The organism is Synechococcus sp. CBW1006, assembly GCF_015840525.1.
GTDB lineage: Bacteria > Cyanobacteriota > Cyanobacteriia > PCC-6307 > Cyanobiaceae > CBW1002.
Genome location: NZ_CP060396.1, coordinates 3,538,625 through 3,553,755 on the forward strand (window position 1 = coordinate 3,538,625; position 15,131 = coordinate 3,553,755).

At 66.8% G+C, this 15,131-nt stretch carries 13 protein-coding genes and 1 pseudogene; 5 read left to right on the plus strand and 9 right to left on the minus strand.

What is annotated here, in order from left to right:
- Positions 1–14 precede the first annotated feature (14 nt).
- The 5 genes and pseudogenes from H8F26_RS17485 to H8F26_RS17500 all read right to left on the minus strand — a co-directional run bounded on the left by H8F26_RS17485 (position 15) and on the right by H8F26_RS17500 (position 4,164).
- Positions 15–1,691, minus strand: coding sequence for a DUF3685 domain-containing protein (locus H8F26_RS17485; protein ID WP_197156115.1), 1,677 nt, complete (start codon positions 1,689–1,691; stop codon positions 15–17).
- Between the two features lie 149 nt (positions 1,692–1,840).
- Positions 1,841–2,203 carry a Fur family transcriptional regulator gene (locus H8F26_RS17490; RefSeq protein ID WP_197159322.1) on the minus strand — a complete coding sequence of 121 codons (363 nt, stop codon included), beginning with the start codon at positions 2,201–2,203 and terminating at the stop codon, positions 1,841–1,843.
- A gap of 249 nt (positions 2,204–2,452) precedes the next feature.
- Positions 2,453–3,241 (minus strand): 1-(5-phosphoribosyl)-5-[(5-phosphoribosylamino)methylideneamino]imidazole-4-carboxamide isomerase, encoded by a 789-nt coding sequence (gene hisA, locus H8F26_RS17495; protein ID WP_231605667.1) that lies wholly within the window; start codon positions 3,239–3,241, stop codon positions 2,453–2,455.
- 105 nt (positions 3,242–3,346) lie between these two features.
- Positions 3,347–3,532: pseudogene (locus tag H8F26_RS19725) on the minus strand (hypothetical protein); the annotation flags it as partial.
- The gene (locus tag H8F26_RS17500; protein ID WP_231597937.1) at positions 3,529–4,164 is read right to left on the minus strand and encodes a hypothetical protein; all 636 of its coding nucleotides are present in this window, start codon (positions 4,162–4,164) and stop codon (positions 3,529–3,531) included. The pseudogene H8F26_RS19725 and the gene H8F26_RS17500, both read right to left, overlap by 4 nt.
- Positions 4,165–4,420: 256 nt before the next feature.
- On the opposite strand from H8F26_RS17500, the gene H8F26_RS17505 reads away from it, so the two are divergent.
- Both H8F26_RS17505 and H8F26_RS17510 read left to right on the plus strand, forming a co-directional pair.
- Positions 4,421–5,527, plus strand: a complete 1,107-nt coding sequence (locus H8F26_RS17505) for an HD-GYP domain-containing protein (protein ID WP_197156119.1) — start codon at positions 4,421–4,423, stop codon at positions 5,525–5,527.
- Between the two features lie 67 nt (positions 5,528–5,594).
- On the plus strand, positions 5,595–6,515 hold the full coding sequence (locus H8F26_RS17510) for an NAD-dependent epimerase/dehydratase family protein (RefSeq protein ID WP_231605329.1): 921 nt from the start codon (positions 5,595–5,597) through the stop codon (positions 6,513–6,515).
- On the opposite strand, the gene H8F26_RS17515 is transcribed toward H8F26_RS17510, so the two are convergent.
- A complete protein-coding gene (locus H8F26_RS17515; RefSeq protein ID WP_231597938.1) occupies positions 6,484–7,044 on the minus strand; it encodes a CDP-alcohol phosphatidyltransferase family protein in 561 nt (186 codons plus the stop codon). The two genes, H8F26_RS17510 and H8F26_RS17515, sit on opposite strands and share 32 nt — an antisense overlap.
- 102 nt (positions 7,045–7,146) lie before the next feature.
- Between H8F26_RS17515 and H8F26_RS17520 the strand changes: the two genes are divergently transcribed.
- Positions 7,147–7,584 (plus strand): CBS domain-containing protein, encoded by a 438-nt coding sequence (locus H8F26_RS17520; RefSeq protein WP_197159325.1) that lies wholly within the window; start codon positions 7,147–7,149, stop codon positions 7,582–7,584.
- Here H8F26_RS17520 and pdeM read toward each other — a convergent pair.
- Entirely contained in the window at positions 7,541–8,209 is a 669-nt protein-coding gene (pdeM, locus tag H8F26_RS17525; RefSeq protein WP_197156123.1) for a ligase-associated DNA damage response endonuclease PdeM, read from the minus strand. The genes H8F26_RS17520 and pdeM overlap by 44 nt on opposite strands.
- 78 nt (positions 8,210–8,287) lie before the next feature.
- Between pdeM and H8F26_RS17530 the strand changes: the two genes are divergently transcribed.
- Positions 8,288–10,411: a 4Fe-4S binding protein gene (locus H8F26_RS17530; protein WP_197156125.1), complete on the plus strand. Its 2,124-nt coding sequence runs from the start codon at positions 8,288–8,290 to the stop codon at positions 10,409–10,411.
- A gap of 45 nt (positions 10,412–10,456) precedes the next feature.
- On the opposite strand, the gene H8F26_RS17535 is transcribed toward H8F26_RS17530, so the two are convergent.
- Together H8F26_RS17535 and H8F26_RS17540 are read right to left on the minus strand one after the other, a co-directional pair.
- Positions 10,457–11,209, minus strand: a complete 753-nt coding sequence (locus H8F26_RS17535) for a gamma-glutamylcyclotransferase (RefSeq protein ID WP_370594718.1) — start codon at positions 11,207–11,209, stop codon at positions 10,457–10,459.
- Positions 11,210–11,300: 91 nt separating this feature from the next.
- On the minus strand, positions 11,301–13,409 hold the full coding sequence (locus tag H8F26_RS17540; protein WP_197156129.1) for a CHASE domain-containing protein: 2,109 nt from the start codon (positions 13,407–13,409) through the stop codon (positions 11,301–11,303).
- 22 nt (positions 13,410–13,431) lie between these two features.
- On the opposite strand from H8F26_RS17540, the gene H8F26_RS17545 reads away from it, so the two are divergent.
- Entirely contained in the window at positions 13,432–14,922 is a 1,491-nt protein-coding gene (locus H8F26_RS17545; protein WP_197153750.1) for an IS66 family transposase, read from the plus strand.
- The last annotated feature ends 209 nt before the right edge of the window (positions 14,923–15,131 follow it).

The following is a 15,131-nucleotide window of genomic DNA, read 5'->3' on the forward strand; positions in this document are numbered from 1 at the left end:
AGCCCGGCAGGGGATCAGCTGCGGCCCACACTGCGGCCCATGCCCTGCAGGATGCCGCGGCCGATCAAGCCCAGACCGCGACCCACCACCTGGGTGAGGAGCACCACCACGAAATCGCCGAGCCGGCGCAGCAGGGCCTGGAGCTGGGGAGCCAGGGCATCGCGGCCCTCCAGCGCCAGGGTGACCAGCTGCTGCCACCAGCCCAGCCGGCGCAGTTCCTGATCACGGGGCTCGGTGAGGGCGAGGGTCTCGATGGCACCCTGGTCGAGCCGGAACAACTGCCGCCGGCTTTCGTAGAGCAGCACGGGCCGCTCGAACCATTCGCTCCAGCGCTGCTGGGCGCTGAGGCGGTTGCGCAACCGCTCCAGGTTGCGGGTCGAGAGCAGTTCGGGCCGCAGCAGATAGCGGCGCAGTTCCGGCCAGGCCCCGCAGCAGGCCAGCACATCGAGGCAGATCAGCTCCGCGCTGCGCACCAGCCAGTTGCTGACCAGCAGTTCGAGGTGGAGCAAGGCCAGCGGTTCATCCGGCGCCAGCAGCCGTCCGTCGACCATCACCGGCTGGGCCTGAACCAGGCTGATCAGCATCGGCTGGGGATCGGGCAGTTCCGGGTCGTCGTCGGTGAGTGCCGCACTGGCCAGCAGGGTGTCGGCCACGGGCCGGAGGCTGCCATCGCAGGGCAATTGCACGTAGGTGCCGGCCATGCAGCGCAGGGCCTCGCGGCGCAGCTCCGCCTGCCAGGCCCGCCAGCTGTCCTGCAGGGCCACACCACGCTGGTTGTCCTGCATCAGCCGCAGGCGCAGGCGGTCGAACTGCTCCAGCAGGGCCAGCAGCAGGTCTTCCCGGCGGCTGGGGCTGAGCCCCTCAAGGGCCAGCAGCAGGCCACTGCGGTTGGCCAGCTCGGCGCGGCAGGTCTCCTGCAGGCGGGCTCGGATCGCCTGCCAGACGCTGCTGGCATCCCGCTGGCGCAGGGTGAGGCTGGTGCTGGAGCGGCGGGTCAGGGCCGTGCCGCTGGCCTCATCGGGGGGAGACGGCAGCTCCGGGATCTCCTGGCTCCAGGCCAGCTGGGCCGGTGCCCAGATCCACAGCAGCAACTGCCGGGCGACCCGCAGCTCCCGCTGGCGGCCCTCCAGCAGCAGTTGCTGCAACAGGCTCTGCGGCGGCGGATCGAGCAGGTGGGCGCAGAGGGCCAGATCGGCATCGATCTGCTGCAGCCCGCTGAGCAGCAACCACTGACCCAGCCCCAGCACCGGCGCGCTGCTCGGCGGAGCCGCCGCTGCGCTGCCGCTGGCAGCGAGGTGCACCACCCGCCCGCCGGCCAGCAAGGTCGTGATCGCCTCCAGCAGAGCGTCGGGGTCGGGGTCCTGCAGCAGTCCCTGCACCGGCAGAGCCAGCCACTGTTCGCGCCGGTCGGTGGCCCCGGCGGGCAGGGTCAGCAGGATCGGTGCCGGTTGCCAGCGCTCCTGCAGGTGCTGCACTTCGGTCAGCAAGGCCTCAGGTGCGGGCAAGGGGGCCGCCAGGCACCACAGGATCAACTGCGGCGCACCCTGAAGCGCCTCGGCAGTGAGGGCCACCCGGTAGCCGCTGGGCTCACCGCTGAGCAGGCTCGCCAGCCCATGGCGCAGCAGGGGGTCGGCCAACAGCAGCAGCTGCGGAACGGAGTCAGGGGGCGACGAGCCCGATGTGGAACGCACGCCCAGGGGCACGGAGTGGGCCCAAGGTACCGATCACTGCCTCAGAACTCCAGAGGTGTGGCGGGTTGACCGGATGGACTGACCAGGTGCTTTGACGGGGTGAACTCAGCGTCGGCGATCGACGTGATGGGGCTGGAACCGCTGAAAACTCAGCGGCGTGGCCGGCCGGTGAGATGCAGGGTGTACGACTCGATCGCGAATCCGGTGAGCTCTTCGATCTGCCGAACCAGGGCTTCGGGCAGCACCACGTCCAGGTCCTGGATGGCGCCGGTCTCGCTGCAGGTGAGATGGCTGTGGGGATCGGCGCGGTAGCCATAGAGCCGGCCATTGGCGCGGTCGAGGCATTCGATCACGCCGGCCGATTGGAGCGCCTCAAGGTTCTGATAAACGGAGGTATGGCCGATGTTGCGGCCTAGATCGTTCAGCTTCTCGAAGATGTCGCGGGCGCTGAGGTGATCCCGTTCGGCCCAGAGCAGATCCAGCACCATGCGCCGCTGGCGACTGAGCCGCATCCCCAGATCGCGGCACCGCTGATACACGTCGTCGACGCTGCCGGGCAGACGGGGCTCATCAGAGTTGAGGCCAGAGTCTTCGGTGGAGCCGGAGGCGGCCAGGGATTCGGCGGCGACGCATCCCGATTGAGCATCAGCCGACCCAGCCGGTGCCGGAGCGACGGATTCGGCGGGGGCGGCGACCACGGGTAAAGCGAAGTGGGTATGGCTCTGTTATAGGGGGGCGACAGCTGTAGGGGGGGAAGCGGTTCAGGCGACGACGCCCCCACCCAAGCCAAACGGTGTCCCCAGCGGTGGCACGTCCTGCAGCCTGCCCTCACCAACCGCGTGCAGCGCATCGGCCAGGGTGAGGCGCCCGTCGTAGAGGGCCCGGCCCACGATCACGCCCTCCACCCCCAGGGCCTGCAGCGGCAGCAGCGACAGCACGTGTTCGAGGCAGCCGATGCCACCGGAGGCGATCACCGGCACCTGGCTGGCGTCCGCCATGGCGCGCAGGGCCTCCAGGTTCGGGCCCGCCAAGGTGCCATCGGTGGCGATGTCGGTGCTGATGATCGCGGCGATGCCGCTGCCGGCGAAACTCTGGGCCAGGGCCGTGGCCTCGACCGTGCTCTCCTCGATCCAGCCGCGGGTGGCGACCTTGCCGTCCTTGGCATCGATGCCCACCACGATCCGGCCGGGATGGCGCTCCGCCAGACGCAGCACCAGCTGCGGCTGCTCGATCGCCACCGTGCCCAGAATCACCCGATCCAGGCCGCAGGCCAGCAGCTCCTCCGCCCGCTCCAGGGAGCGCACGCCGCCGCCGAGCTGCACCGGGATGTCGAGGGCGGCGGTGATCGCCTTGACGGCCCCATCGTTGACCGGCTCGCCGGAGCGGGCGCCGTCGAGATCGACCAGATGCAGCCGCTCCGCTCCCTGGCGCTGCCAGGCGAGGGCCTGGGCCACGGGGTCGTCGCTGAAGCGGGTCACCTGGTCGTAGTCGCCCTGGTGCAGCCGCACGCACTGACCGGCCAACAGGTCGATGGCGGGGAGAATCTGCATGGGGCGGCGGTGACTGGCCCCATCTTCCCTGGCAGGCAGGGACAGCCAGCCGCTGCACCAGAGGCTGGGGTCGTGCAGCTCCGGCAACGGCACCAGCAGCCGGAAACCGGGCTGCAGCACCGCCTCCAGTTCGGCTGCGCAGGCGGCGATCGGATCGCGCGCCCGTCCCCGTCGACCCACCAGGGTGAAGTGGCGATAGCCCTGGCTGCGGGCCAGGCTCCTGTCCTGGGCCGTCCAGTGCCGGGCCAGCTGCCGCCGGCCAGCCCCGCGGCCCCTTGGCTGTGGTGTCATCGCAGATCAGCCTCTGCGCGCCGCCGCCACAGCGCCAGGCCGCCGCCGCGGCCCCGGGCCGCAAGCCAGTCGGACTCGGCCGCGATCAGGGCGAAGAAGGGCTGGCGCCGCGGATCACCGCCTTCCGGCAGGGGGCGGCTCCACAGCGGCCGGAAGCCTCCGTTGGCCTCCAACCAGCCAAGCTCCAACAGGTTGAAGCTGAAGCGGAGCAGAGGCCGTTTGCCCACCAAGGCACCCTGGCCGCTGAAGCGCAGCTCCAATCGCCCCAGGCGCACCGCATTGGTGAGGTGAAGGGTTGATGAATCCACCGAGACAGACGCAGGTGAAGGCGCAGGAAGGGGCACCGTGGTGGTCGTTGGCGCAGACGTCGCACTGCGAATCTCCAGCCGTGCCCCCAGCAGCTGCAGCAGGGGACTGGCCACCCGATCCGGGGTCTGCCGACCCTTGCGCCAGACGCTCTGCAGACACCAGCAGGCCTCGAGCTGCGGCGCGCCGATACCGCTGCCCTGGCGGCGACAGCGGCGTTCCAGCGCCTCCAGGGTGACCCCATCAGGCAGACCCGAAGGATCAGGAGCGGAAAGGGAATCCAAAGGCTTCGTCGCGGCGGCGATCACCCCTGCAGTGAACGACATCCAGGCCCCAAGGGCCCTCCCTGCTGCGTCGCCATCCTGGCGAGCCCTGCCGCCATCCGATGATCTCAGAGCTGGATGGCCTCAGAGCTGCCTGGTGAGCCATGCTGAACCGGTCGGCCTGGGCGGTTGCCCCACTGGACCGGCGCCGGTGCCACCGATGAGATCCACCCCCACTCCCGTCCCCGGGGCCTCGTCGTCGGACGAGGTTCAACCTCAACAGGTTCAACCACAAGAGGTTCAGACCCCTCTGCCTGGGTTGCCCCTGCATCTGAAGAGTGCGGGCAATGCGCTCACCCAACGGCTGGAGCAATTGCACCAGCAGCTCCTGGATCTGGTGCCGACCATTGATCGGATCGCCTGTGCTCTCTACGACCCAGGCACCGATCTGCTGAAGACGTTCATCAACAGCACCCGCAGCGGCGCAGCGATCGCAGCCTATGAATTCCCCCTGGGCGGCAGCAGATCCCTGAGCGAGTTAGTCCGAACCCGGCGGCACCGCGTGATCGACGACATCCCCAGCACAATCCAAGCCGGCAACCAGCATTCCAAATGGTTACTGGAGCAAGACTATCGATCCTCGTTAACACTTCCACTGTTTGACAATGACAATTTCATCGGCTTCCTCTTCTACGACTCTTGCCAGGCGGCTGCATTCACGCCGGAAGTACAGCGCAATCTCTCCTTATTCTCGAAGCTGATCAATATGACGATCTCCCAGGAGATCGGTGTGGTCCGCTCATTACTCGCTTCCGCCAGCGTGGCCAGGGATTTTGCCCAGCTGCGTGATTTCGAGACCGGCACCCATCTCGAACGCATGGCGCACTACTGCCGCCTGATTGCCAAGGGCGTCGCCCCGCAGTTCAGCCTGAGCGATGAGTTCGTTGAGCATGTCTTCCTGTTCGCCCCCCTGCACGACATCGGCAAGATCGGCATCCCAGACAGCATCCTGCTCAAGCCCGGACGTCTTGATGCTGCCGAAAGGGAGGTGATGAAGACCCATGTGAACAAGGGTGTCGCGATCCTTGAACGCATCATCGGACAGTTCGCCCTGGAGGAACTGGCCGATTCGATCGTGATGCGCAACATCGTGGCCGGCCATCACGAGCGCCTCGACGGATCGGGCTATCCCGCTGGCCTCAGGGCTGATGAGATTCCGATCGAGGCGCGCATCGTGGCCGTGGCCGATGTCCTCGATGCCCTCACCAGCGTGCGGCCCTACAAACAGCCCTGGTCGGTGGAGCAAGCCCTGACCGAACTCGAGCGGTTGGTCAGCGAGGGCAGCCTGGATCCCGACTGTGTCGCGGTGGTGCGCAGCCAGAGCGACCAGGTGGAGGCCATCCGTCACCGCTTCGCTGAGACCTGAGTCGGCGCCGGGTCTGAGCGGCGGCGCCGGGCCCAGCACAATGGCGCCAGTTCCTGGTGATGCGGCCGTGAAGATCCTGGTGATGGGCGGAACCCGGTTCGTGGGCAAGCCCCTCGTGGAGCAGCTGATCGCCTCCGGCCATGCACTCACCCTGTTCACCCGCGGCAGGAATGCGGTGCCTGCCGGGGTGGAGCACCTGGTGGGTGACCGCACCGACCCGGCCAGCCTGGACCAGCTGCGGGGGCGCCGTTTCGAGGTGATCGTCGACAGTTCCGGCCGCACGCTCAGCGATTCCAGCGCCGTGATCGAGCGCACCGGTGCGCCAGGCCAACGCTTCGTTTATGTGAGCTCCGCCGGCGTCTACGCCGACAGCGCCCAGTGGCCCCTCGACGAGGAATCCCCCACCGATCCGGCCAGCCGTCACGCCGGCAAGGCCGACACCGAAGCCTGGTTGCGACAGCAGGGCATCCCCTTCACCAGCTTCCGGCCCACCTACATCGTGGGTCCCGGCAACTACAACCCCGTCGAGAGCTGGTTCTTTGATCGGATCGTGCACGATCGGCCGGTGCCGCTGCCCGGCGATGGCAGCACCATCACCCAGCTGGGCCACGTCAACGACCTGGCCGCTGCCATGGCGCGCTGCATCGAGGTGGAGGCGGCCACCAACCGCATCTACAACTGCACGGGGGCCAAGGGCGTCACCTTCACCGGACTGGTGGAGGCGGCCGCCCGCGCCTGCGGCAAGGATCCCGCCGCCGTGCCGATCCGCAGCTTCGATCCCGCCGGTCTCGATCCCAAGGCGCGCAAGGCCTTTCCGCTGCGCCTCAACCATTTCCTCACCGACATCCACCGGGTCTGCTCCGAACTGGCCTGGAGCCCCGCCCACGACCTGGATCAGTGCCTCCGCGACAGCTTCGTGAACGATTACGCCCTGCGGATGCCCACCAGTCCCGATTTCAGTTCTGACGAGCGGCTGCTGGCCGGCTGACCAGGTAGCCCAGGGCTGAACTGAGGGCCAGGAGCAGGGAGGGCCAGAACAGCCACCAGCCCAGCTGCCGCAGCACCAGGGGCAACCCCGGCGAGGCGACCCCAGCCAGGCTCCACGTCTCGGGCCAGAGCAGCAGCAGCAGCGCGGCGAACTGCAGGATCGTCTTGGCCTTGCCGGAGGCCGAGGCGGGTCCACCGCTGCTCTGGCCGGCCCGCCAGCCGGAGATCAACAGCTCGCGGGCCAGCAGCAGCCACACGGCCCAGAGCGGCAGGGTTCCGGCGGCCCCCAGCCAGAGCAGGGGGGCGCTGATCAGGATCTTGTCGGTGAGGGGATCGAGGCGGGCGCCCCACACCGAGCCACCGCCGGCCCGACGGGCCAGGGCACCATCGGCCGCATCGCTGAGGCCCCCCAGCAGCAGCAGGATCCAGGCCAGCCCCTGCCAGCCAGCCGCGAGGGCCAGCAGCAGGGGCAGCCCCAGCAGGGCCCGCAGCACGGTGAGGGCATCGGCAGCGCGCCGGAGGGAGGCCATGGCAGGGGGCATGTGGCGTGAGGCCGATCCTGAACCCTCCCCGCCGCAGAATGGCCGCAGTTCGTTCTGGTCACCGTGGTGCAACAGCCGGTCTCCGCAGTGATGTCCGCGCCGGTGTTGAGCGTGGGCCCCGACACCCCCCTGCAGGATGCGGTGCAGCTGATGAGCCAGCACCACATCGGCGCCCTGGCGGTGGTGGGCAGCGCTGGCGAGCTGGTGGGTGAGCTCACCGAGCAGGATCTGATGGTGCGCGAGAGCGGTTTCGATGCCGGGCCCTATGTGATGTTGCTCGATGCGGTGATCTACCTGCGCAATCCCCTGCAATGGGACAAACAGGTGCATCAGGTGCTCGGCAGCACCGTGGGGGAGGTGATGGGCCGCCATCCCCACCATTGCCCCGCCGATCTGGGCCTGCCCGCCGCGGCACGGCAACTGCATGAGAGCAGCACCCAACGGCTGTTCGTGCTCGATGCCGACCAGCGGCCGGTGGGAGTGCTCACCCGTGGCGACGTGGTGCGGGCCCTGGCGACGGTGGAGTGAGCGTTGGCGGAACCACGGTCCCTTCGGCCACGAGCCAGAGCTGCTCACCCTGGGGACGGGGATGACCGCCCGTCAACTGCCCGAAGGAGGGAAGAGCCAGCCGCTGGCCCTGGGGGTCGTAGGCGAAGCAGGGCAAGCGCAGGCGATCGCCACGCCGGCCCAGCAGCGCCACCGGATGCAGATGACCGCAGAGGTTGAGCCGTCCCGGCCGCGGATCGGGTTCGTGGCTGAGCCAAAGGGCGCCTGCCGCCTGGGCGGGCTCCTGGGGCAGCCCATCGATCCAGCTGCCCCGTTCGTGGTTGCCGCCGATCAGCTGCAGGGGGCAGCCCAGCAGCTGCGGCAGGGCGGCCAGCTTCTGGCGCAACTCGGCGGTGAGCCCAAGGCGGCTGTGGATCAGATCCCCCAGCACCACCACCCGGCGGGGCCGCCAGCGGTGGGCCAGGGCCAGCAGGACGTTGAGGGTGGCGCCATCACCATCGCTGGGCAGCGGGATGCCATGGGCCTGGAAGGTCTCGGCCTTTCCGAGGTGCAGATCCGCCACCAGCAGCAGGCCCTGCCGCGGATCCCACACCGCCTTGTCCCCCAGGAACAGCAGCTGGTGCTGGCCCCACTGAAAGACGGTCATCCGCGTACATCCCTCCACCGCAGCAGGGCCATCCCACCCCGAATCGGGCCATGCTGATGGTTCCCAAGGTTTCTTCGCGTGTCTTCGCCGTCTCCCGCCACGGCCGACAGCACCGCCTGCCTGCTGAAACTGGCGCCCTTCGTGCAGGGCCGGGTGCGGCGCGGCATCGTCGGCAGCAGCCGCTACGCCCAGCGCCTTCGCGACGACATCCGCAAGGCGGCGGCCGATCCCCTGGCGCCGCCCGTGCTGATCAGCGGCGAACCAGGTTTGGAGAAGGACAACATCGCGGCCCTGATCCACTTCGGGTCTCGTCGCCGCACCCGCCTGCTGGTGCGCTTCAACGGCGCCCTGCTGCGGCCCGATGGCTCGGATCTGTTCGGTCCTGCCAGCGGCCAGGGGGAGGGCAGCGTGCTCGATTGCCTGGGGGACGGGTCCCTGCTGATCGACCAGGTGGATCTGGTCGACCCGGAGCTGCTGCCGGCCCTGCTCGAACTGGCCCGCACGGGCAAATGGCGGGGGCCGAGCGAATCGGCGCCCGTGCACCACTTCAGCGGCCGGGTGTTCTTCACCGCCGAGGCGCCGGTGCCGGGCTTCGAGGGCCTCGGGGCCCAGATCCGGGTTCCGCCCCTGCGGGTGCGGCGCAAGGACCTGGGTGAATGGCTGCGCTACGGCGTGCGGCAGCGGACCCGCAAGCTTGGCTGGAAGCAGCCACCGGAGGTCTCCGAAACGGTGGTGAAGCGGCTCCAGACCTACGACTTCCCCAACAACCTGCGCGAACTCGATGGCCTGATCGCCCGGGCCCTGCGCCAGTGCAGTGCCCAGCAACCGGCCGAATTACCGGAAGATGTGTTCTGGACCGGCCCCAGCCATCGCTATCAGGGTCTGCGCTTCGACCTCTGGCGCTGGAAGCCGATGCTGCGTGACCTGATGCGATCCCCACGGCTCTGGAACGGCCTGTTGTTCGGCCTGGTCAGCTGGGTGTTCGTGCTGGTGAACCTCTGGCTGTGGCTGGGCCCCCAGGACCGGGCCAGCAACGGCGGGCTCAACCTGTTCTGGACCTGGTGGTGGCCCCTGATCCTGCTCGGTTACCCCCTGGTGGGCCGGCTCTGGTGCTCCTTCTGCCCCTTCATGGTCTGGGGCGAGATCGTGCAGCGGCTGGGGCGTCGCCTCGGCCTGAAGCCGCGCCCCTGGCCTCGCGGCGATACGGATCGCTGGGGGGCACCGGTTCTGGCGGCCGGCTTTGCCGCGATCCTGCTCTGGGAGGACCTGGCCGACCTGCCCAATACGGCCAGGCTGAGCAGCTGCCTGCTGTTGTTGATCACCGCCGGCGCGGTGGTCTGCTCGCTGCTGTTCGAGAAACGCTTCTGGTGCCGCTACCTCTGCCCGGTGGGAGGCATGAACGGCCTGTTCGCCAAGCTCTCGATCCTGGAACTGCGCGCCCAGGTGGGCACCTGCAGCGGCAGCTGCAGCACCTACGCCTGCTTCAAGGGCGGCCCCGCCGAAGGCGAGGGGATGGCCACCGGCGGCTGCCCAGTGGGCACCCATCCGGCCCACCTGGCCGACAACCGCAATTGCGTGCTCTGCCTCACCTGCGCCCAGGCCTGCCCGCACCGCTCGGTGCAGCTGCGCCTGCGCCCCCCCGCCGCAGACATCCAGCGCAGCATGGCGCCACCGGCCGGTGAGACCGGCCTGATCCTGGTGCTGGCGGGTGGCGTGACCCTCACCTACTGGTCGAAGCTGCTGGGCTGGCTGCCGCTGGCGCCCCTGTCGCTGCAGAGCGGACCGCTGCTGCCCCGGCTGGCCTTCGCGAGCCTGGCTCTGGCCCTGCCCGCCGCCGCCTTCCTGGCGACCCGCTGGCTGGCCGTGCCGCTGCGGCGCCAGCGGGTGCTCTACGGCCTGCTGCCCCTGCTCTGGGCGCTGCTGCTGGCCCGCTACCTGCCGCTGGGCATGGTCGAGGCCGGCCAGCTGCTGCCGGTGAGCCTGACGCCGCTGGCGCCGGATCTGGCGGCAACCCTGCCGGGCTGGAGTGCAGATCCGCACGTGATCACCTTCTGCCAGAGCCTGGTGGTGCTGGTGGGGGTGGTGGGGTCGTGGGTGCTGCAGCGCCGCCTGCGCCAGGCAGACCGCTGGCGCTGGCTTCTGGGTCCCCTGCTGGTGCTGGGCCTCGGTGCGGGCGGTCGCTGGTTGGTGGCTTTGCCCTGAACCCGGTCCTGCCTTTGCGGAACTGAAGATCCGTGGCTCAGACGATCAGTAGCCACGGCAGAGGCGCTCGAGATCACTGCGGCGATAGAGCGCCACGGGCTGATCCGTGGGGGTCTGGGCCAGCTTGTGATCCTTGGTGAGCAGATGCTCAGCGCCGAGCCGGTTACCCACGATCGCCCGCTGGCTGCCGCTGCTCCCCCTCCAGAGCTGGCAGTCGTGGCGGCTGTCGGCATGGACCTGGCTGGGCATGAACCCAAGCCCCAACGCCAACCATCCCGACAGCGCCAGCGGCGTGACGGGTGAGCGCCGCGTCCCCCGGGATTGGCGAGGTCCGCGCCAACGGCCATCGGGAATCGGCGCCACATGCCGCACCTGCCGGGCCCGTCCGAGATAGACCCACACCTCTCGACCATCCAGCAGAACAAGCCGCTGGCGCCGATAGAGCCGCGGCACACCTTCCAGCCGATCGAGATCGCCAAGCTGAGCCTCATTCACGGCATAGACCTCCCCGTGGATGACCCCGTTTTCGGTTGAGGGGGTTGGGGATGATGGCGACGCGGATGCGCTGGGCGAGGCGACAGGGAAGCAGCCATCCATCTCAACAGCCATCGGGAAGGGGCCAAGGTCATAGAGAACAGCTCCGCCGAGGCACCCCCGGCCCAGAAACCGAGCTCCAGCCAGCCAGCCATGGTTCCGATGGCCCCGCAGCAGTGTTCCGTAGACGAAGACGGCCTGCAGGCCAGGGGTGGCAGCGCGACTGGGATAATCCGTTGACCTGCTGATGTCGTCCATGACCATTGCGCTGTTGCTTGCTCTGGCGGCCTCGCTCGGCCTGATGACCTGGATCGTCAAACGACTCGAACGGGCCTGAGCAACTGAGCCCAGCCTCTCAGGCAGGGCGTTGCGATGGCATCGCTTCCCCTGCGTCGGGGGTTGCGATGGCGACATGTCCACTGGAGCCCTGACGTTGTTGCTTGGCCTGATACATGGCCTGATCCGCCAGGTGGAGCAACTGCTCAGCGCTGGCGGCATGGTCCGGAAACAGGGCGATACCGATGCTCACAGACAGCGGTAGCCCCTCCAGCTCGGGGATGGGCAACTCCACCTGCTCCTGCAGTTTGTGCGCCAGCGTGATCAGTCCGTTCTGATCGGAAGCCTGGGGAATCAGCAACACGAATTCATCACCACCCTGCCTGGCCAGGGTGTCGCTTTCACGGATCACCAGCTGAAGGCGTGCCGCCACGGTCTTGAGCACACGATCGCCTGTGGCATGGCCGAGCTGATCATTGATGGGCTTGAAGCCATCGAGATCCAGGAACACCAGCGCCACCCGCAAGCCATAGCGCTTGGCCCGGGCCAAGGCCTGATCCATCTGAACAATCAGCTCGGCGCGATTGGGCAGGCCTGTGAGGTAGTCATGCCGAGCCTGGAAACGAATCTCAGCCTCCTGCCTGTAGCGATCGCTGATGTCGTGCAACATCCCCACATAACAAATCAGTTGTTCACCGTCGTTGCAGACCGCCTTGATGGTGAGTTCATGCCGCCTCAACTCGCCATTCTTCAGGCGGTTCCAGATCTCTCCTTCCCAGCGACCCTGATGCTGAAGGCACTCCCAGAGCTGTCGAAAGAAAGCTTTGTCATGCCGGTTGGACTTGAGGATGCTCATATTTTGGCCAAGCAACTCTTGCCGGCTATAGCCCGTGAGTTGAGAAAAGGCCTGATTGCAGGATATCAGTCTTGCATCTGAATCGGTGATGGTGATGCCATACGACGATTGCTCGAAGACAGTGGCCGCCAGGGCCCGCTCCCGGTTGCGGGCCTGCGAGATGGTCAGCTGATTCAGCACCAACCGATGATTCCGGACAAGCAGCCAGGTGATCCCGCAGATGGCGCTGCTGAAAACAACACCAATCGCAAGGGTGATCCAGGCGATGGCATTGAGCCCCCAGAATTGTCCACTGGTTCGACCCAACTGAACGCCAAGCAGAAAGGTCCTGCCGCCAACATTGAATCTCGAGAAGGAGGCATACTTCAAATCGGGAGTACCAGACCCATCCGCCTGCTGGGTTAACACCCGTCCAGCCGACTGACTGAACAACAGTTCACTTGGTGTCGCAAGACTGCCGTCGTACAATGCAAAGCTGGCTCGGCGGAGATAAGGGTTCCTGATCGGCACCAGTGCAGCCTGGACCAGATCAGCCATCCGCAGGGGGGAGTAAGCCCAACCGAGCAAGTCCTTGAACGCAGCATCTCCACGTCCTGCCGGGGAAAACACACCCTTGACGTGCATGCGACTGCCATCACGAAAGATGGGCAGATAAAGCAGCGCCCCTGCCTGGACATCGTCTGAATTTTCCTGAAGAAGTTTCACCCTCCCAGAAAGAGAGGGGAGCCCCGTCAGCGCGGCACGCTTCATCGCCTCACGCCGCACAGGGTTGCTATACATGTCATAGCCGACTGCTCGCTCATTACGCCAGTCGCTTGGCTGAAGAAACTCAATTGTGGTATAAATTTGTCGCCGGCCCTCAGGGAATACGCGAAAATCGCTGCGCCCTTTCGATCGCATGCTATTCAAGAAGGGCTTGAGTTGGCCTTCTGGAATCAATCGCGAAAAGCCAACTCCTTGAATCCCTCTGAGATTGGTTGCCGTTCCTGCGATCTCACGGAAGAAGCTCTGAAACTCCTGCCGTTCCACATCCTCTGAGGCGTTGAACAAGCCCACCACCGAGGAGAGCAGAGCCGTATTGACCTCAAAACGCCGTTCGACCGCGTCCCGGATATCATCTGCCAGCGCCTTTTCGAGGCGGAGATGCTCCTTGATCCCCCGCTGTCGTGCAGACTCCACGGCCACGGCCGTGAGCAACAGACTTAGGGAGAAAACAACCTGCGGCAACACCTGATAGACAAAGTGTCGTTGTATCCGTTCAGGGGGCGTGACAGCTCGCGGCGAACATCGGCCCTGCTGAACCCTTGACGACAGCTTGATTTCCGGTTGCATCTCAGGTAGAGACCCGCCTGTGATGACCGCACATCCGGCTGGAATTCCAGAAGCCGACTGGCTGGAAACTCCCGCCAGCGTCAGAGCGCTGATCAACGCCCAGCAGCAGGAGATCGAGCTGTTGCGCGGCCAACTCACCTCCTTGGCCACCGAGTTGGCAAACCTGCGTGAGCGGATCGGACGCAGCTCTCGCAACTCATCCAAACCTCCCTCCAGTGATGGTCTGGGTTTTAAGCCGCCAGAACGGCGCAAGGGCAGTGGCCGCAAGCGGGGCGGCCAGCAGGGCCATCCCGGATCCGGACCAGAGCTGCTGTCGATCGAGCGGGTGGATCAGGTGGTGGATCACCACCCTGATGCCTGCCGCCGCTGTGGCACCTTGCTCCAGGGAGAGGATCTCGATCCCCTGCGCCATCAGGTGATCGAGATCCCGCCGATTACCCCGCTGGTGATCGAGCACCGGCTGCATCGCCTGGTCTGCCCCTGCTGTTCCACCAGCACCTGCGCCTCGTTGCCGGCGGATGTGGAGGCCAGTCACTACGGCCCAAGGCTCAGTGCACTGGTGGGCCTGCTGGGCAGTGCCTTTCCGTTGAGTTTCAGCAAGACCCAGGCCCTGCTCCAGCAGCTGGTAGGAGTGGAGATGAGCCGCGGCGCGATTGCACGGGTCCGCCAGCGCTTGAGTGCAGCACTGGAGCAGCCCATGCAGGAGGCCCTTGCTTTTGCCCGCGTGCAGCCGGTGGCCTACGTAGATGAAACTGGCGCCCCCACCGGCAATGCCGACGGCAACAATCCCACTGGAAAGCGGGGCTGGCAGTGGGTCATGGTCACCGCCGTGGTGACGGTATTTGTGCAAGGGCTGAGTCGATCGACGACCGCTGCCATCGAGCTGCTGGGGAACGCCTTTGGCGGGATTGTGGTGAGCGATCGCTTCTCGGCCTACAACCACCTGCCCACCAAGCAGCGCCAGCTGTGCTGGGCGCACCTGATCCGCGACCTGACGGCCATCGCCGAACGCCCGGGCGCCAGCGCTGAATTCGGAGCCCAGCTGCTGGGCCTGCAGCAGCAGCTGTTTGGCCACTGGCACCGCTACAAGGAGGGAAAGATTGACTGGCCCGCCTTGCAGCAAAGCTGCCGGCCGATCCGCCAGACCTTTGAGACCACGCTGCAGCGGGTAGTAGAGCTCGGCTACCAGCGCGGCGAGCGAACGCCTTGGGCCAGCACAGTGCGCACGTGCCAGCAGCTCCAGAAGGTGACAGGTGGGTTGTGGACCTTCCTGGAGAACGAGGGAATAGAGCCCACCAACAACGCCGCAGAACGTGCCCTGCGCCAATCGGTGATTCAGCGCAAGATCAGTCAAGGAGTCCAATCCCGCCAAGGTGCGATCTGCCGGAGCCGCCTGCTCACGGTCACCACTACCCTCAGGCAACAGGGGCGGGATGTCTGGGAGTTCCTGGAGCAGGCCTGGATCGCCCATCACCGCGATGGGGTGATGCCGTCACTGCTGAGCGATCCCTGAAGGCAGAAGAAAGGACAAGGAAGAGTCTCTGATCGCTCAGCGGTGAGCGATCAGGCTTGCATTCGTGCGGTGGGGCGTCCCGACCCCTGAACGCATACGTGTCGTTGTCTCCAGAACGGAACTTCGCTCGTTGCCTCCAGAGGGGGTTCGCTATCCGTCATGGCTGGAACTGGAGCGCCGTGGGAATGCAGGCCAGCAGGAGATCGCCC